At 44.9% G+C, this 18,308-nt stretch carries 15 protein-coding genes and 3 tRNA genes; 2 read left to right on the top strand and 16 right to left on the bottom strand.

Annotated features, from left to right (window positions below):
• Positions 1 to 48: 48 nt before the first annotated feature.
• Positions 49 to 888 carry a thymidylate synthase gene (locus STRDD12_RS01625; protein WP_066914317.1) on the bottom strand — a complete coding sequence of 280 codons (840 nt, stop codon included), beginning with the start codon at positions 886 to 888 and terminating at the stop codon, positions 49 to 51.
• A gap of 160 nt (positions 889 to 1,048) precedes the next feature.
• On the opposite strand from STRDD12_RS01625, the gene STRDD12_RS01620 reads away from it, so the two are divergent.
• Both STRDD12_RS01620 and STRDD12_RS01615 read left to right on the top strand, forming a co-directional pair.
• Entirely contained in the window at positions 1,049 to 2,233 is a 1,185-nt protein-coding gene (locus tag STRDD12_RS01620) for a hydroxymethylglutaryl-CoA synthase (protein WP_066914316.1), read from the top strand.
• A complete protein-coding gene (locus STRDD12_RS01615; protein WP_066914314.1) occupies positions 2,226 to 3,509 on the top strand; it encodes a hydroxymethylglutaryl-CoA reductase, degradative in 1,284 nt (427 codons plus the stop codon). The genes STRDD12_RS01620 and STRDD12_RS01615 overlap by 8 nt, the downstream gene beginning before the upstream one ends.
• A 33-nt stretch (positions 3,510 to 3,542) precedes the next feature.
• Here STRDD12_RS01615 and mmuM read toward each other — a convergent pair whose 3' ends face one another.
• The 15 genes from mmuM to rsmD all read right to left on the bottom strand — a co-directional run bounded on the left by mmuM (position 3,543) and on the right by rsmD (position 18,287).
• Positions 3,543 to 4,514 carry a homocysteine S-methyltransferase gene (gene mmuM / locus STRDD12_RS01610; protein ID WP_066914311.1) on the bottom strand — a complete coding sequence of 324 codons (972 nt, stop codon included), beginning with the start codon at positions 4,512 to 4,514 and terminating at the stop codon, positions 3,543 to 3,545.
• Complete coding sequence (locus STRDD12_RS01605) at positions 4,514 to 5,890, bottom strand: amino acid permease (protein WP_066914309.1); 1,377 nt, start codon at positions 5,888 to 5,890, stop codon at positions 4,514 to 4,516. The genes mmuM and STRDD12_RS01605 overlap by 1 nt, the downstream gene beginning before the upstream one ends.
• Positions 5,891 to 6,012: 122 nt before the next feature.
• Positions 6,013 to 6,084: transfer RNA gene (locus STRDD12_RS01600), tRNA-Arg, on the bottom strand.
• Positions 6,085 to 6,150: 66 nt separating this feature from the next.
• Positions 6,151 to 7,350, bottom strand: a complete 1,200-nt coding sequence (gene rpsA, locus STRDD12_RS01595) for a 30S ribosomal protein S1 (RefSeq protein ID WP_066914307.1) — start codon at positions 7,348 to 7,350, stop codon at positions 6,151 to 6,153.
• A 120-nt stretch (positions 7,351 to 7,470) separates the two neighbouring features.
• A tRNA-Gln gene (locus tag STRDD12_RS01590) sits at positions 7,471 to 7,542 on the bottom strand.
• 26 nt (positions 7,543 to 7,568) lie between these two features.
• Positions 7,569 to 7,649, bottom strand: a tRNA-Tyr gene (locus tag STRDD12_RS01585).
• Positions 7,650 to 7,701: 52 nt separating this feature from the next.
• Positions 7,702 to 7,932 carry a DUF2969 family protein gene (locus STRDD12_RS01580; protein WP_066914306.1) on the bottom strand — a complete coding sequence of 77 codons (231 nt, stop codon included), beginning with the start codon at positions 7,930 to 7,932 and terminating at the stop codon, positions 7,702 to 7,704.
• Between the two features lie 72 nt (positions 7,933 to 8,004).
• Positions 8,005 to 9,030, bottom strand: coding sequence for a branched-chain amino acid aminotransferase (locus STRDD12_RS01575; protein WP_066914304.1), 1,026 nt, complete (start codon positions 9,028 to 9,030; stop codon positions 8,005 to 8,007).
• A gap of 96 nt (positions 9,031 to 9,126) precedes the next feature.
• Positions 9,127 to 10,878, bottom strand: a complete 1,752-nt coding sequence (locus STRDD12_RS01570) for a thiol-activated cytolysin family protein (RefSeq protein ID WP_066914302.1) — start codon at positions 10,876 to 10,878, stop codon at positions 9,127 to 9,129.
• A gap of 158 nt (positions 10,879 to 11,036) precedes the next feature.
• Complete coding sequence (parC, locus tag STRDD12_RS01565) at positions 11,037 to 13,511, bottom strand: DNA topoisomerase IV subunit A (protein WP_066914300.1); 2,475 nt, start codon at positions 13,509 to 13,511, stop codon at positions 11,037 to 11,039.
• A 206-nt stretch (positions 13,512 to 13,717) separates the two neighbouring features.
• The gene (locus STRDD12_RS01560) at positions 13,718 to 15,388 is read right to left on the bottom strand and encodes a formate--tetrahydrofolate ligase (protein ID WP_066914297.1); all 1,671 of its coding nucleotides are present in this window, start codon (positions 15,386 to 15,388) and stop codon (positions 13,718 to 13,720) included.
• A gap of 122 nt (positions 15,389 to 15,510) precedes the next feature.
• Positions 15,511 to 16,248 (bottom strand): PHP domain-containing protein, encoded by a 738-nt coding sequence (locus STRDD12_RS01555; RefSeq protein WP_066914295.1) that lies wholly within the window; start codon positions 16,246 to 16,248, stop codon positions 15,511 to 15,513.
• 5 nt (positions 16,249 to 16,253) lie between these two features.
• Positions 16,254 to 17,279, bottom strand: a complete 1,026-nt coding sequence (locus STRDD12_RS01550; RefSeq protein ID WP_066914293.1) for a SepM family pheromone-processing serine protease — start codon at positions 17,277 to 17,279, stop codon at positions 16,254 to 16,256.
• Positions 17,276 to 17,758 carry a pantetheine-phosphate adenylyltransferase gene (coaD, locus tag STRDD12_RS01545; protein ID WP_066914291.1) on the bottom strand — a complete coding sequence of 161 codons (483 nt, stop codon included), beginning with the start codon at positions 17,756 to 17,758 and terminating at the stop codon, positions 17,276 to 17,278. Before coaD ends, STRDD12_RS01550 begins: the two co-directional genes overlap by 4 nt.
• Positions 17,748 to 18,287, bottom strand: coding sequence for a 16S rRNA (guanine(966)-N(2))-methyltransferase RsmD (rsmD, locus tag STRDD12_RS01540; protein WP_066914289.1), 540 nt, complete (start codon positions 18,285 to 18,287; stop codon positions 17,748 to 17,750). The genes coaD and rsmD overlap by 11 nt, the downstream gene beginning before the upstream one ends.
• Between the last annotated feature and the right edge of the window lie 21 nt (positions 18,288 to 18,308).

Here is an 18,308-nt window from a genome sequence, read left to right as displayed (position 1 = left end):
GATATTCATTGTAACAAAATTGTGCCTGCTTGACTTGAAAAAAACTGCTCAGATTGCCAGATCAAATTTGAGCTGAGGTTTAACAGGGTCATAGTCGACTAATTTGAAATCTTCGGCCCGAATATCATAAAAGTTTGTCCCGTCTGGAACATCAAGGATGAGTTTGGGCTGACAGTCCGATGGTTCACGCGCTAGCAATTCCTGTGCCTGTTCAAATTGATTGTCATAAATATGAAGGTTGTTGACAAAATAGAAAAATTTTCCAACTTTCCAGCCAAAGTGCTTAGCGACCATCATCTGCAAGGCCACATACTGCATCGCGTTAATGTGGTGGGCTACCAGCATGTCATTGGACCGTTGCGTCAAGGTCGCATCCAAATAAATGTCTCCGTCCACACGGCGCACATCAAACATGGTTTGAAAGGCACAAGGCAAGAGCCCAGGACTCTCTTCAAAGGCTTCATAATCCCATAAAGAAATCACATTCCGGCGGTTCCAAGGGTTTTCCGACAGCTGTTTGAGAATCTTGTTCATGATATCATGCCGTTTCACAATAGCCCCATAGCGTTCCCCAATCGTTCTAGTGCCAGCCACTTCCCAGTCATTCCAATAGTGAACCTGGTACTTGTCTTCAAGCACATCCAAGCTATTGGTTTGGTCCTGATAAATCCAAAGCACCTCTTTAATAGCGGATTTAATCGCAATCGGGCGCAAGGTCGTGATAGGGAATTCCCCCTGGCTCAAATCATAGCTAGCAAAGGAGCCTGTAATATACTTAGAATTCGCCACTAAGCCATTTTTGTATTTGGGCCGGGCCTGTTCGCTAAAGACACCTTCGTCTAAGATGCGACGAATGTTATCTTTGAAAATGGTATCTGCTTTTGTCATACTTCCTCCCGAATCTCTACTCCATATTTTAGCAAATTTCACAAAAGAATACCGAATTTTAAACTCCCTGTCCTTTCTTGCCCTCTAAAGTTTTCAAGGGCCTTTTTGGGCAAAATATGATAGAATTTCTAAAGAATTACATTTTAAAAAGGACATTATCATGACTGTTGGAATTGACAAAATTGGTTTTGCGACAAGCCAATACCAGCTGGCGATGGCGGACTTGGCTCAGGCTAGAGGTGAGGACCCGCAAAAATATGCTCAAGGGCTCCTGCTTGATGCAATCAGCATCGCACCAGTTACCGAGGATATTGTAACGCTAGCTTGTGATGCCGCACAAAGTATTCTAACACCTGACGACAAAGAAGCTATTGACCTCGTTATTGTCGCCACCGAATCCAGCGTTGACCAGAGTAAAGCTGCTGCTATTTGGGTACACCAACTGCTTGGTCTGAAAGAAAACGTCAGAGCTATCGAAATGAAAGAAGCTTGCTATGCGGCGACAGCTGCATTGGATTATGCCAAACTTCATGTTCAAGCCCATCCTGACAAAAAAGCCCTGGTGATTGCCAGTGACATCGCCAAATACGGCATTGGAAGTTCAGGAGAACCCACCCAGGGTGCCGGTAGCATTGCCCTTTTAGTCAGTCAAGAGCCACGGTTACTGGCCTTTTCAGATGACAACGCTTATCAGACACGGAGCATCAATGATTTTTGGCGTCCCAACTATAGCCAGACCCCCTTTGTTCAAGGCATGTATTCCACCAAGCAGTATTTGGACAGCCTAAAAGCCACTTGGCGTATTTTCCAAGAACAAGGTGGCAGCCCTTTAGATCAGTTTGCTGCGGTTTGCTTTCACTTGCCTTACCCAAAATTGGCCCTTAAAGGCCTGAAAAAACTCATCACAAAAGAAACGTCTGCCCAAGTCAGCCAGCGACTACAAAAGCACTTCGACGACAGCATTCGCTACAGCCAAAAGGTGGGTAACATCTATACAGGTTCCCTCTATCTCGGGCTTTTATCCCTCCTAGAGCAGGCCAAAGATTTGGCTGCAGGCGATCGCATTCTCTGCTACAGCTACGGGAGTGGCGCTGTCTCAGAAATGTTTTCCATGACCCTACAGGACGGTTTTAGAAACTTCTTAAGCACAGACAGAGAGGCCCTGCTGACGCAACGCCACCAACTGTCTGTCGCTGATTACGAAGCCCTTTTCTTTGAAGATATCTCCTACGATGCAGAGGGAAATGCCAGCTTAGCTACCTATAAAACTGGACCTTTTACGCTAAAAGAAATTTCCCAGCACGAACGCATCTACGGTCTTAGCGAGGACACCCCTCATGGCTAAATCTCCTTGGAAACGTTTTGCAAAAAAGAGCTTAGAAGAACGCTTAGCACTCATCCACCAATTAGGCCTGCTATCTCCAAAAGAATGGGAGGATTTAGCGCAAAACCAGACCCTACCCGTTTCAACAGCCAATCAAATGAGTGAGAACGTCCTAGGGACACTAGCGCTACCTTTTGCTATCCTACCTGAACTATTGGTTGACGGGAGGACCTATACTGTCCCGATGGCCATTGAGGAACCCTCTGTTGTCGCAGCAGCCACCTATGCCGCTTCCTTATTCAACCGTTCTGGTGGCTGCCACACAAACATCCACAACCGCCTCATGCTGGGGCACATCACCTTGACAGACGTGAAGGAACCTCAAACAGTCGTCGCCATCTTAGAAGACCACCAAGAGGAACTCCTCACTTTGGCTAATGCTGCTTACCCTTCTATTGTCAAACGTGGGGGAGGGGCAAGAGCCATTACCGTCAAATCACTCGGCGAGGGATTTGTCTCTCTCTACCTCTATGTTGATACGCAAGAGGCTATGGGGGCCAATATGCTCAATACGATGCTTGAGGCACTCACGCCTCAAGTTGAATCTCTGACTGGCTATAAGTCCCTCATGGCCATTCTGTCAAACTACGCCTTAGAGAGCTTGGTGACAGCAACTATCGAACTCGATTGGCGTTTTCTCAGTCGTAACACGCAAGAGGCAGAGGCCATGGCAAACCGTATCTGTCAAGCCAGTCAGCTGGCGCAAATTGACCCTTACCGTGCCGTTACCCATAACAAAGGAATCTTTAATGGACTTGATGCCCTTTTGCTTGCAACAGGCAATGATTGGCGAGCTATCGAAGCAGGTGCGCATGCCTATGCCAGCCAATCCGGCAGTTACCGTGGTTTAACACAATGGCGTAACCACAAGACCAAGCAAAAACTCATCGGGCACATTACGCTTCCTCTCCCCCTTGCAACGAAAGGCGGGTCAATTGGACTTAACCCGACAGTGACTGCCGCTCACACACTTTTAGGCCAACCCACGGCAAAAGAACTAATGGCCGTCGCTGCCAGTCTTTGCTTGGCTCAAAACTTTGCTGCGATGAAGGCCTTGGTGACTGACGGTATTCAAAAAGGACACATGAACTTACAACTGCGCTCCTTGGCACTCTTAGCAGGCGCAAAGGAGCATGAGGTCGATGATTTAGTTTCTTCCCTCAAGGCCCATCAACCCGCCAACTTGGCATTGGCACAAGCATTACTTAAGCAAAAGCGAAAAGCACATAACAAATAGCCTAAGATAGTAATCTTAGGCTATTTTTGCGACTTATTTTCCCGAAAAAGTCTTTAATTGACCGCTCAGTTTTTCACTTAAGGCAGCGATATCAGCTGGACGCGTACGGCAGCAACCTCCGACAATTTGAGCACCATTAGCCTGCCAATCAGTCACCTGCTGAGCCAGAGTCACCGATGACAAATGCCCCTTCTGCCAAGACTGTGTCGCACCATCGTATGACTCACCAGAATTTGGATAGGCAACTAAAGGTTTTGAGCTGGACTGTGCTAATTGCTCCAATCCATTAGACAAATGGTCAGGTTGCGAACAATTTATCCCAAGTGCAAGAATTTGCTGTGAATCTTCAACAAGCTGAGCAACTTCTGCCAATTCATGACCATCACTAAGATGAAAACCATCTTGGGTAGTGACCGAAAGATAGGCGCGACTTTCTGGAAATTCTTGCTCTAGTAAGTCACTTAAAGCCTTGATTTCAGCCAGATTTGGCATGGTCTCCAAGGCCAACAAATCTACCCCTTCCTCCAAAAGCCAAGTAATGCGTGGCCGGTGAAAATCCTTAAAATCGGTAGCCGACAAGTCATAGGCGCCTGTGTATTCTGACCCGTCAGCCAAATAAGCAGCGTAGGGGCCGACATCGCCGCTGATTAGAGGCAAAATTCGTGATGTTTTTTGACTTTCAGGCAGGTATTGCCAAACTCGGTCAATGGCTTCCTTAGCTAATTGGACACTCTTACGTATGGTCGCTTGCGCTTCTTCTTCAGACTGTCCCGCATCAAGTAAGCCCTGTAGACTCGCCTGATAAGACGAAGTTGTCACCACATCAGCCCCTGCCAGAATGTAATCCTCATGTATCTGACGAATGACATCCGGTTGTTTACTGATGTATTGCGCAGACCAAAGGCTACCAGATACATCATAGCCTCGAGCTTCTAGCTCTGTTCCCAGAGCGCCATGTAAAATCAAAGGGCGCCCCTCTTTTAAAACTGATTCAAATCGATTCATTACCAACTCCTATGACGTAAGTAATAATAGAGATAACATAGACCAATAAAAGGCACACCAAAGTATAGACCAGCCCTTTGAGAAGCATCCCAAGCAATCCCAATGATTGAAATAACCAGTAAAATAACGGTAATCCAAGGCAAAATTGGGGTTAAGGGTGTTTTATAAGATAGGTCATCTTCTGTATGTGTTTTAAGCCATTGCTTGCGAAATCTAATCTGTGCAATCGGGATACTCAACCAGACCACTACCACGGCAAAACCAGCAATGGAAACCAAAGCGAGATAAACCGTATCAGCTGCGTAGATACTTGAAAACAAAGCTAAAACAGCACCAACCATAGACAAAATCAAGGCACGGAATGGAACCCCATGTTTGTTGATTTTTACCACACGTTTGTCCAACATGCCCTCATTGGCTAAAGACCATAACATCCGACTAGAAGCGTAAAGTCCTGAATTTCCTGCCGACAAAATGGCTGTTAAAATAACAAAATTCATGATGTCTGCTGCGTAAGGAATGCCCATTTTATCAAATACATCAACAAAAGGTGCCTGAGATACCCCAGCCTCTTTCATGGGGAGGAGTGAGGCCAATACAACAATCGTTAAAACGAAGAAAATAACCAAACGTCCAATGGTGGTTTTGATAGCCCTGGGAACAGCTACTTCCGGATGTTCTGTTTCACCAGCAGCAATCCCAATCAATTCGGTTCCTGAAAAAGCATAGTTAACAGCCAACATGACTGAAACAACAGCTACAAGACCATTAGGAAAAGCCCCATTAGCCACTAAATTTTCAAAAAGAATGGGACGATGCCCGCCCTCATAAGAAACCAGACCAAACATAGCACCAAGTCCAAGTACAATAAAGACGATAATGGCAATAACCTTGATACTAGAGAAGAAGCTTTCAGCCTCAGCAAAAAGTCGTACACTTAAAACATTCAAGCCAAAGATTAAAAGAGCAAATAAGGTTGCAAATAACCAGGCCGGTACTTGTGGAAACCAGCGTTGCATCAGCATGGCTGCTCCTAGAAACTCCGTCCCTAAAGCAACAGTCCAACAAATCCAGTAGAGCCAAGCAATCGTAAAACCAGTCCCTGGACTAATAAAGCGAGTAGCATAGGTATGAAACGAGCCAGTTACGGGCATGGCCACAGCCAGTTCTCCCAAAGACAGCATAACCAGATAGACCACTACCGCTCCAATCAAGTAAGAAATGACTGCACCTAGTGGACCGGCTTGAGCAATCGTATAACCCGAACTCAAAAATAGCCCCGTTCCAATAACACCACCTAAAGACAGCATAAATAAATGACGACTCGTCATCTTGCGATGAAACTGTCCATCAGTTGTTTCAATTTTTTCTGACATAAAAATCTCCTTTATCCTATTTTACCATGTTTAAGGTCTAAAGACCTATTAAGATTTCCTATCACTTGATAAGGAAAAACTATAAGGACAAGAAAAAAAGCCACCCCTAAAGGTGACACTAGTCCGTCCTGAGGGAATCGAACCCCCATCTCAAGAACCGGAATCTTACGTGATATCCATTACACTAAGGACGGTTACTCAACTAGTATATCATAAAAAAGCGACAAAAAAAAGAGCTAATTAAGCTCTTTTTCAAATTATTATAACTCGATATCACCGAACAAGTCAGCCATAGAGAAACCAGTTTGTGTTTCTGGTAATTCATAGTCACGTTGTTGACGTTTTTGACGACGTGGACGTGATTGACGACGTTCAGATTTTTGTTCTTCAACACCTTCTGGACGTTCTTCCAAAGCTTTGATAGACAATGAAACACGTTCGTTTTCAGCATCGACGCTCAATACTTTAACTTGAACTTCTTGACCTACAGACAAGACATCTTTAGGATGCTCAATACGTTTGTGTGAGATTTGAGAAATGTGAACCAATCCATCGATTCCAGGAAGCACTTCAACGAAAGCACCGAAATCAGTCAAGCGTTTCACTTTACCGTCGATAACATCACCTGCAGCCAATTTTTGAGCAACGCCATCCCAAGGTCCAGGGGTTGTTGCTTTCAATGACAAGGAGATACGTCCTGATTCTTCATCCAAATCAAGAACCTTAACTTCGATTTCTTCACCAACTGAAACCACTGATTTAGGGCTAACGTTGTGATCGTGTGACAATTCTGTCACGTGAACCAACCCATCAACACCACCAAGGTCTACGAAGGCACCAAAGTTTGTCAAGCGAGCTACTGTACCAGTAACAACTTCACCAACAGCCAATTTAGAGAAGATTTCTTTACGAGCTTCTGCTGCTTGCTCTTCAACAACGTCACGACGTGACAAGATGAAACGGTTCTCAGCTGGATCAACTTCTTTGATTTTAGCTTCAACATCTTGACCAACGAAACGTTCAGTGTTACGTACGAAACGTGTATCGATCATTGATGCTGGAATGAAACCACGAAGACCTTCGAAATCAACAGACAAGCCACCTTTGACAGCGCGTGTTACTTTAACAGTAACAACTTCGCCTTCGCGACCGACTAATTTATCCCAAGCTTTGCGTGCTTCCAAACGTTTTTTAGAAACCAGATAAGAAACAGTGTCAGTATCTTTACCAACTAATTGTTTAACAACGAGTAATTCCAAGCTGTCGCCAACTTTTACCAAATCGTTGATATCTGCATTGCGGTCGTTGGTCAATTCACGAAGCGTCAATACGCCTTCAACGCCTGTACCAGAGATGATAACGTTCGCTTGGTCGCTTTCTACAGCTAAAACTTCAGCGGTAACGATATCGCCTTGATTCACTTCAGCAACACTGTTTAGCAAATCTTCAAATTCATTCATTCTAAAAAATCCTCCAACAGGAACTAGCCCATTCTAGCCCTGACTATATTATTTTAAGGTAACCCGCAACGACAATGACTATCTTTGACGGTGTCAGATGTTGCCATCTAATACCTTGTACTGGGGTAGCTGGATTCGAACCAACGCATGAGGGAGTCAAAGTCCCTTGCCTTACCGCTTGGCTATACCCCAAAATTATCGGATGTTGCACATCCAAGTGGAAGGGGAGGGATTCGAACCCCCGAACCCGAAGGAGCGGATTTACAGTCCGCCGCGTTTAGCCACTTCGCTACCCTTCCGATATGTAACAGTAGCTATTCTAGCATACAAAACTTAAAATAGCAACCCTTTTTAATGATTTAAATGATATTTTTCCAGAATGGCTGTGATTGCTTGATCAAGGGTCTTATACTGTTGTGTCACATTGCCTTCTTCAATCTGACTAAAGCCGTTATCTGTCTCAATGAGTTCTCCGATAGTCTTGGAGCCTAGTGCCAACTTAAGGCCATCAAGGGCTTGTCCCTGAAGCGTTAAAGTCACTTCTTCTAATGTCACGTCGATTTTCTTATCTTTTTTTCGCATACCTACTCCTTTACAACAGCTACTATTTTACAAAAAAAAAGAGAGCCTGACAAGCTCTCTTTTTCTAAAATCTTAAGCCTCAACTGGGAAAATCCAACCTTCTGGCGCTTCGACATCACCAAATTGGATACCGGTCAATTCGTCATAAAGGCGACGGGTCACAGGACCGACTTCTGTTTCACTGTAAAAGACATGGAAGTCATCGCCGTGTTGCACGCCTCCAATTGGGGAGATAACTGCGGCTGTCCCACAGGCACCTGCTTCGATGAATTTGTCCAACTCATCAATCCGTACATCCCCCTCGATAGCGGTCATACCAAAGCGTTTTTCGGCTAACTCTAGGAGAGAATACTTGGTGATAGATGGAAGGATTGATGGGCTTAGCGGTGTAATAAATTCATTATCAGCTGTAATACCAAAGAAGTTTGCGGATCCGACTTCTTCTATTTTCGTATGTGTCGCTGGATCCAAGTAGATAACATCAGAGAAATTGCGGTCATGTGCAATCTTACCTGGAAGCATGCTGGCAGCATAGTTTCCACCAACCTTTGCTGCACCAGTTCCATGGGGAGCAGCCCGGTCATATTCATCCTGAATAAGGAAGTTGGTTGGCGCTAAGCCACCTTTGAAGTAATTGCCAACAGGCATTGCAAAGATGGTAAAAATGTATTCGTCGGCTGGATGAACCCCAATGATATCCCCAACACCAATCAGAAGCGGACGCAAATAGAGGGTAGCCCCACTGCCATAAGGTGGCACATAATCTTCATTGGCACGAACCACTTGCTTACATGCATCGACAAATTTATCCGTTGGCACTTGTGGCATCAAAAGACGATCGGCCGTTCTTTGCAGACGTTCCGCATTCTTATCAGGACGGAACAGTTGAACAGAACCTGACTTTGTCCGGTAAGCTTTTAGTCCTTCAAAGGCCTCTTGACCATAGTGCAAGGATGGTGACGCTTCGGAAATATGTAAGGTTGCATCTTCTGTTAGTTGCCCCTCATCCCATTTGCCATCTTTAAAATAAGAAATATAGCGAAATGGTAACTTTCGGTATTCGAACCCTAAATTTTCCCAATCTAAATCTATCGTCATAGCAAGTCTCCCTTTTTTATGTTGAGACTAGTTTAGTCCTTTTTTCAGAAAATTGCAAGTATTTTTCATAAAATTCTGACAATTCATCTCTTAATCTCAGGCGTTTACGATTTCTTCTTTCACTTTTGGATTAAGGGTTGTGCCACGATGCGTAATAGTCCGATTTTGAACCAAAGGCAAATCGACACGGTTGTATACTGTTCGCCAAGGTTCCCAAGCCAGGCCTGTCCGCTCTTCGATTTTGACGGAAAGATTGCGTACATTCCCCTTAAACTGAAGTTCTGTCTTAAAGCCGGCTGTTCGGCCTTTACCATTATCTTCCCACTGGCGGTGAGTGATAACTTCTTTGCCATCCTTATCGTAAGACACTTCGTCCCAAGTGATGGTATAACGCGCAATATAGGCCCCTTTATGTTCGAGTTTTAGGAAACCATTCTTATAGGCAGTAGCCTTGGTTTCAATGTAATCTGTATGATTTTTAAAAGTTGCTGTCGCATTGTCTTTCAAGAAGGCTGTCTTATAAGAAATGGCTACCGCTGGGCTTTGTGCGCTAAAGCTTGCGCCTTCACGGATGAGTTCTTTAAGGGTTTCGATGTCTCCTGTTACCACGCGCGCGGCTCCTTGCGCATTTCCACCAAGGATGACAGCTTTCACTTTGACATCTTTAAGGGCATGGGCCCATTCTGTTCCTGGTGCAATTGTAACGCCTTTGATAAGAGCGCCGATTGCAGCTTTAAACTCAGTAGACTTGCTAGTTGTTTCAAAAGTCACATACATTTGACGCCCATAAGACACACTAGACACGTATACAGGTGGCGTTTTTGCATCAACTCCCCGTCGCTTCAAGTCAGTCACAGATACCTTGGCATCAAAGACATCTGCTGGATTTTCCGGAGCATCCATAGTCACTGTGTAGTAGATTTGCTTGAAGTCTACGATTTCAATTTGTTTTTCACCTTTATTGACCGCTTCAAAATCAATTTTGAGTGGTGCTCCGATTTTTTCAAAATCAAGACCTAGTTTAGCTTTCACCTGGTTCATGCTGTAGGCAGAGGTCATTTCATACTGCATACGAGCTGGTGTCGCTTGACTACCTGCATGATTTGATTGCCAATTAGCAACTAAGGTATTGACGGCATCTTGCACTTGACTTGCAGTCGGCTTCACACTAAGGCTACTTTGCTTGCCAACCAAGCCTGGTAGATCAATCGAAATGGTTGCCTTTTGCCGAGGGACACTAATGAGCGTTGGTTGATTTTCCAAAAGGCTTTGGTCTGCTTTTAGCAAGGCGCCAACATAGATGGCATCATTTCCGTTGACGGATACATCACTAGTCCCAGTAGATAGGGTCTTTTTCGTTTTTTCAACGACAACAAATTCCCCATTCTTTTCTTGTGTGCTGGTAGCAGGGACATTTTCAACGGTCTCACCTTGACGCGTTAAGATATTCGTTTTGTCGTAATCCAAACCATAAAGATAATCATTGACAGAGTCAGAGTTGGTTTTTTCAGCGACAGTTGCTTGTTCTGCTGCTGTGTCGTTCTTTGTAGGATTGGCAACTGCAGTATTTTCAGCAACTGAACTCACTTCTTGAGTCTTGACGTCTGACGTGGTAACGTTTGACACATCAGCAAGACCTTGGTCACTAGAAACAGTTTCATCACCTGTTACTGGAGAGGCAGTCGTAACCACTGTCTCAACACTTATCGGTGCTTCTTGTGCAACTTCATCTGCTTGAACAACTGGGGACGCTCCCAAAATAAACGCCCCAATGACAGCAGCGCAAACGCCGATACTTAACTTGCGGATACCATAACGCAACCGCTGTTCACCATTATTTTGACTCATGTCAATCTCCTTTTCTGACTTAGGAAACTGTAACCGTTTTCCTAGACGCGACTATTTTACTACTGATTTTGATGAAATGTCAACACTTTTTGTATTAAACGTTTGACATTTTTTAAGAAAGAAAAAAAGAGGACATAATCCTCTCCGTTTTTTTAGTATTAATCAACATAAGCTTGAGCGACACCTTGGTCGGAAATCGTATCTGAGATGAAACGCCCATTGTTTGTGCGCTCTGACAGGGATAGGTCCTCTAGGATAACTTCATAATGCTGACCAGCTTGGTCAAAGACATGAAGTGTCTCTGTTTCCTCTTTGTCCGTCTCCTTAGGTGATGCGAAAAGATTTAACTCCTCCACAGCTTGATCACTGTGACCGGAGACAGGACCCCCTACAAAGACTTGGTGAGGTTGCGTCTTAAGCTCACGCAGGACAAGTAGCCCACGATTGGCCCGTGACGTGACCGGTATGGTATCAACCGCTTGACGTTTAAGACTTCCCCTTTGTGTTAGTAAATAAAAACTATCCGAAACTGTTAAAAAGGCACTGGCAATCGTATCATCATTTTTAAGGTTCATGGCCTTGACACCGGCAGCCTTGGCCCCTACAAGAGGCACCTCCGTCATGTCAAATCGTAAGGCATAGCCCTTCTGACTGATCAAAAGGACTTGATCTCGTTCAGCCACCTCACCAACAGAAAGAACGCGGTCATCTGCAGCCTTTAATTTGGCATATTTGGCCGCCTTGCTCTTGTAGGAACGCCCAGGCTTGAGGTCCATTTGTGCAAAACGTTTTATCTGCCCCTTAGCTGTAACAGCGTAATAGGCGGTAGCTTCTGAAAAATCTGAAAGCACTTGCGCTAAAATAATTTCTTCTTCGGTCGCATATGCCGTAATGGTCTGTGACAGGTGTTCACCGATGTCTTTCCATCGAATATCCGCGAGTTCGTGGATAGGACGGTAAATGACATTCCCTAAATTGGTAAACATCAGCAAGACCTGCGTTGTTTTAGCTTGCTCGCGCAAGATTAAACGGTCATCATCCCGTTTTCCGAGTTCGTCAGGGGTTGATGCCGCATAAGATCTCAACGAGGTTCGTTTAATATAACCTGAACGCGTGACGGTCACCATGACATCTTCTTCAGCAATCAAGCTGGCCGTATCAATCTCGATGGTTTGCGTCTGGTCTTGGAGTTCTGATAAGCGAGGGCTAGCAAATTTCTTTTTGACCTCTCTGAGCTCTTTTTTCATGACATTAAAGAGCGTGCGCTCATCGCCGATGATAGCTTTTAGTCGTGCGATTTCTTGGCGTAGTTCCTCTTCTTCTTGCTGCAAGGTCACAATATCCGTATTGGTTAAACGGTAAAGTTGCAGCGTCACGATAGCCTCAGCCTGTTCTTCTGTGAAGGCGTAGCTGACCTTAAGGTTTTCCTTGGCATCTGACTTGTTTTCAGAGGCTCGAATCAAGGCAATCACCTCGTCGAGGATGGAAATGACACGAATCAAGCCTTCAACAATGTGCAAGCGCTTCTCTGCTTTTTCCTTATCAAAGCGGGAACGTGCGACAATAATATCCTGACGGTGGGCAACATAACTTTTTAAGATAGGAAGAAGCCCAACCTGCCTTGGCGTATAGTTGTCGATGGCAACCATGTTAAAATTGTAATTAATTTGTAAATCTGTATACTTGAGCAGGTAGTTGAGTACCACCGTGTCATCCGTATCTTTTTTTAATTCGATGGCAATACGCAAGCCATCACGGTCAGATTCATCCCGCACATCGGCAATCCCAGGAACCTTATTGGCCAGAGCAATTTCTTCGATCTTTTTAACCAGATTCGCTTTATTGACTTCGTATGGAATTTCTGTGACGACGATTTGTTTTTTGCCACCTTTGAGGCTTTCGATAGCTGTTTTTGAGCGAACGACAACACGGCCCTTGCCGGTCTCGTATGCCTTTTTGATCTCACTACGCCCTTGAATGATGGCACCAGTCGGAAAATCAGGCCCTGGCAAAAAAGTCATGAGTTTGTCAACATTTGCCTGGGGGTGATCAATCAAGTAAATGACGGCATCAATGACTTCCGAAAGATTGTGAGGTGGAATATCCGTCGCATACCCTGCCGAGATACCCGTTGCACCATTGACCAACAGATTGGGAAAGGCAGCTGGTAGGACGGTCGGTTCTTTTTCGGTATCATCAAAGTTCCACGCAAAAGGTACCGTTTTTTTGTCGATATCTTTTAAGAGATAGCCGGCAATTTCGGACAAGCGAGCCTCAGTATACCGCATAGCTGCGGGGGGATCGGCATCCATGGACCCATTGTTTCCGTGCATCTCAATGAGCGTTTCACGGTTTTTCCAATCTTGCGACATCCGAACCATCGCATCATAGATGGACGAATCCCCATGGGGGTGGAAATTCCCCATGACATTACCGACTGATTTAGCCGATTTTCGATAGCCTTTATCAAATGTATTGCCATCCTTATTCATCGAATAAAGAATGCGTCGTTGCACAGGTTTTAACCCATCACGAATATCTGGTAGGGCCCGTTCTTGGATGATGTACTTGGAATAACGTCCAAATCGGTCTCCCATAATGTCCTCTAGGGACATGTTTTGTATAGTAGTCATGCTCTACCTCCCCAAAAGACAAGACCAAAATCATTGGCTTTCTTAGGGCTATTCCTTTCTAGAAGGTAACTTGTCTATGCGCTCAAACAATAGACAGTTCAATCACCAAGTATATCATAAGCAGGGCACAAATACAAACAAACCCTCGCTTTTGACTGACGAAAAAGGCTTGTGGTCTTATACGCACAAACCTTTTTAACATTGTTTTAAAAGAGACCGATTGCAGTTCCGTCAGCTGCGACATCCATCTTCAGTGCTGCTGGTTGTTTTGGCAAGCCAGGCATGGTCATCACATCACCAGTCAAGGCAACGATAAAGCCAGCCCCCAATTTTGGTACCAGTTCACGCACGGTAATATCGAAACCTTCCGGTGCGCCCAAAGCTGTCGGATTGTCTGAAAAGCTATATTGCGTTTTTGCCATACATACTGGTAACTTGTCCCATCCCAGACGCTTAAATTGCGCCAATTGGGTTAAGGCTTTCTTTTCAAAAACAACCTGACGGCCACGGTAAATGTCACGAACAATCGTTTGGATTTTTTCTTCGATACCTGCTTCTGCATCATACAAGGTATGGTAGTCGGCAGTGCCTTCATCCAACACCTTAACAAGAGTTTCCGCCAACTCTACACCACCTGCAGCACCGTCAGCCCAAACACTCGCCAAGGCGACCGGCACGTCAATGCTTGCACACAATTCGCGTAAAGCTGCGATTTCAGCAGGGGTATCGCTAACAAATTCATTAATGGCAACAACAGCTGGCAGGCCAAATTTACGCACATTTTCAACGTGGCGAGCAAGGTTTGCAAAACCAGCACGAACTGCTTCGACATTTTCTTCGTTGAGTTGGTCTTTTGCAACCCCACCATGCATCTTCAAGGCACGAAGTGTCGCCACAATCACAACCGCATCTGGTGCTGTTGGTAAGTTAGGTGCCTTGATATCCAAAAACTTCTCAGCCCCTAAATCAGCTCCAAAACCTGCTTCTGTTACCGTGATATCAGCCAAACGGAGGGCTGTAGCTGTCGCCAACACTGAGTTACAGCCATGAGCGATATTGGCAAATGGTCCACCATGAACAAAGGCTGGAGTTCCATAAATGGTTTGGACCAAGTTTGGTTTAATGGCATCTTTAAGAATGAGCGCAAGGGCGCCTTCAACCTCAAGGTCACGAACATATACCGGTGTCCGGTCATAGCGGTAGCCAATCACGATACTTGCCAAACGTTCCTTAAGGTCTTCAATATCCGTCGCCAAACATAGAATAGCCATAATCTCAGAGGCTACAGTGATATCAAAACCATCCTCACGTGGAATACCATTTACAGGACTTCCCAAGCCAATGGTGACGTGGCGCAAAGCACGGTCGTTCAAGTCTACGACGCGTTTCCAGATAATGCGACGTTGGTCAATTCCCAAGGCATTCCCCTGATGGAGGTGATTATCAATCAAGGCAGACAGGGCATTATTAGCAGTTGTAATAGCATGCATATCTCCTGTAAAATGCAGATTGATATCTTCCATAGGGAGAACTTGCGCATAACCACCACCTGCAGCGCCTCCTTTAATCCCCATGACAGGGCCTAAAGAAGGTTCACGTAGGGCAATCATCGTTTTTTGACCGATTTTATTCAAGGCATCTGCGAGCCCGATGGTCACGGTTGATTTTCCTTCACCTGCGGCAGTCGGGTTAATGGCTGTCACCAAAACTAACTTCCCTGGTTTTTCATCACGAAGACTCGCAATCTTATCAAATGACAACTTGGCCTTGTATTTGCCATACAATTCCAAATCATCAGAGGTAATTCCCAAAGGAGCAACGACCTCGGTAATGGGTTTTAACGACACCTCTTGGGCGATTTCGATATCTGACTTCATAGAAACTCCGTTCTTCTTTTTGATACCCTTTTATTATAGCAAAGTTCGCAAAAAACTGCCAAATATTTCTCTCAGAGAAGACATTTAGCAGTTTTTTATGTATTATCCGAACATTCTAGCGCTTAATGCAACAATTGTTCCTCGCTAATATGACGACTGTCCAAAATGTCTGCCAGTCGTTCAAATTGTAAACGAAAATGGTTCAACTGATGACCATCAGAACCCAATGAAAAGCGTCGACCGCCCAAGTCAAGAACCAAATCCAAAGCATAGAGATATAAGGCTTCATGGTGGTAGAGGTACATGGACTTGCTATTGAGTTCAAAGGCGAGATCATGCGCAATCATTTTTTGAAAAATGCGACGCAGCTGCGCCTCATAGACTTGCAGTTCAGCTACTGTGACATCAAATAAACGAAAACCATAATCGAAATGTGCCAAAACATCCGCTTCTACCCGACCAATGGCCGCTTCTAATAAGTCTAAATACTCTTGGATAACCAAATCCTTATCTCGCTCAGCCACTTCCTCATCTAGGTAATCATTCACCCCATTGTGATGAACCGACAACAATTTAAGGTCATAGCTTTTATCGGATAAATAGCTCAGAATATCCGCTTCTCTCGGGGCATAATAGCCAATTTCTATCCCGCGCTTAATCCGATTGCCGTAACGGCTATTGAGCTCAGCGATTTTTTGGCTATAGGCCTGATAGTCTGGAATATCATCTTGCTTTGTATAAGGGTTTGACAAATCAAAATGTTCTGTCGTCACCACTTCACCAGGATAGGCCTCCAGATAGGCTTCAAAATCTTGGTCAGAATCATAGGAAAAATAAGTATGTAAATGATTGTCTCGCATCTGTCTCACTTCGTTTCTTTTAGGTAGTCGATAGCATCTTGCGCCTTTGTAACAGGAACAATCACCATCTTTGTCTTGAGGCGCTTGGCACTCGCCTTAGCTTCTTCATAATTTGTCTGACCTGAGGAGACTGGATTATTGGGAACAAAGAAAATGTCCGCTCCCGCATCAGCTGCCGCTTTGACCTTTAGAGCCACTCCACCGACATCACCGACGCTTCCGTCACTCGCAATGGTTCCCGTCCCCGCAACCTGACGCCCTTTAAGCAAGTGATTGCCTGTTAGTTCATCGTATATGGTCAAGGTAAAGAGCAAACCAGCACTGGGGCCACCAACACCATCTGTTGAATAGGTCACCTTATTTTTTGACTTGATTTCGGTATGGTCAACCAGGGTAATCCCAATACCGTTTTTACCATTTGACAGGGAAACAATCTTGCCCTTAGCCGTTTGGCTTTTGCCGTCACTTTCATAAGTAATCGTGACCTTAGCCCCTTGCTTTTGCTGGCCCACATAAGCCACTAAGTCTTTTGAACTCGCAAAAGTCTGCCCATTGATAGCGGTCACCGTATCAGCGATGTGAAGGGTATTTTTAAAGGTTGAATTGTCGGCTACCGACATCACGTAGACTCCCTTATAAACCAAGCTGACTTCTTGACCAGCTAAAAGGTTTGCTTGGTAGACCGCCGTATCTTGAGAGGCTTTCATATAGTAGGTATTTATCCGCTCATAGTCGGCATTGCTGGCACCGCCAGTCACCTCTTTTTCTGGCTCAATGGTCGTAAAAGGGGTAAGCCAAGCATAGAGCATACTAGCTGGCGTGGCCTGGCTAACGGCTACGGCAACAAATTGGTAACCACCCTCCTTGGCAGGCTTTTTGCCCTCTACTTGTATGGCAGTGGCTGTATCAAAAGTCCCTCCCGGGGCTTCAATATAGTAAGGTAAGGGAGTCAGAAAGAAAAAACCACTAAAAACTAAAAAGCAGAAAGCTGCTAACCACCAGAGACGCTGGCGTTTTTTTAAAACTGTCACAGACGCTTCCTCACTTCTTCTACAGCACTTTCAGGAAGGTAGGCAGAAAAATCAGCCCCAAAGACAGCCAACTCGCGCACACGACTCGAACTGATATAACGGTAGGCAGGTTTGGCCATCAGGTAAACAGTGTCCAAATCGGGGGCCAAGTCATGGTTAAAGAAATCCAGACTTGCTTCATAAGCCATATCTTCAGCGCCACGCAAACCGCGTACCAAAGTCGTCACCCCAAGTTCTTTAGCGACATCTACAACCAAGCGCGTCTGAGTCGTAAAAACGCTGACATTTGGCAGGTGCGCCAGGGCCTTTTTCAAGGCAACCTCTCTGTCTTCTATAGCTAGGAAACCTTGTTTATCCTGATTAAAAAAAATGCCAACATAGAGGGTGTCAAACAAATGACTGGCCCTTTCAATCACATCGACATGCCCAAGCGTCACGGGGTCAAAACTCCCTGTAAACAACCCAATTCTATTGCTCATATATGGTCACCTGACTAATTCCATAGTGTTTTTGTTTTTTGATTCTAAAGGGCCCGATAGTTTCTGGCAAAGTGACTGCCTTGTCCGTCTCACAAACAATCAGACTATCACCGTCAACAAGCGCTTTTTCGCTAAGACTCTCTATAACCGCCACAATTTCTTCTTTGGCATAGGGAGGATCTAAAAAAACCAAATCAAAACGGCCATCCAATTGGGCTAGGGCCCGTTTATCATCCATTTTTAACAATTGAAAAGCAGATGACCGTTTCGTCATGGCAATATTTTCAGTAACAATCGCCTGTGCTTTACGATCTTTTTCAACCAAAATAGCTTGTGCAATTCCACGGGAGACAGCTTCAATAGACAAGCCCCCTGAACCAGCATACAAATCTAAAGACCGCCCACCATTAAAATAGGGACCAATCATATTAAAGATGGCCCCTTTTACCTTATCTGTTGTCGGGCGCGTTGTCTTACCTGGCAAACTCTTTAAGGGCCTGCCACCAAATTCTCCAGCAATAACTCTCATGGTTCTTATTATACCAAAATT

It is taken from the genome of Streptococcus sp. DD12 (genome assembly GCF_001578885.1).
Lineage (GTDB): Bacteria > Bacillota > Bacilli > Lactobacillales > Streptococcaceae > Streptococcus.
The sequence above is the reverse complement of the archived record's forward strand: the minus strand, read 5'-3'. Positions and strand labels throughout refer to the sequence as shown.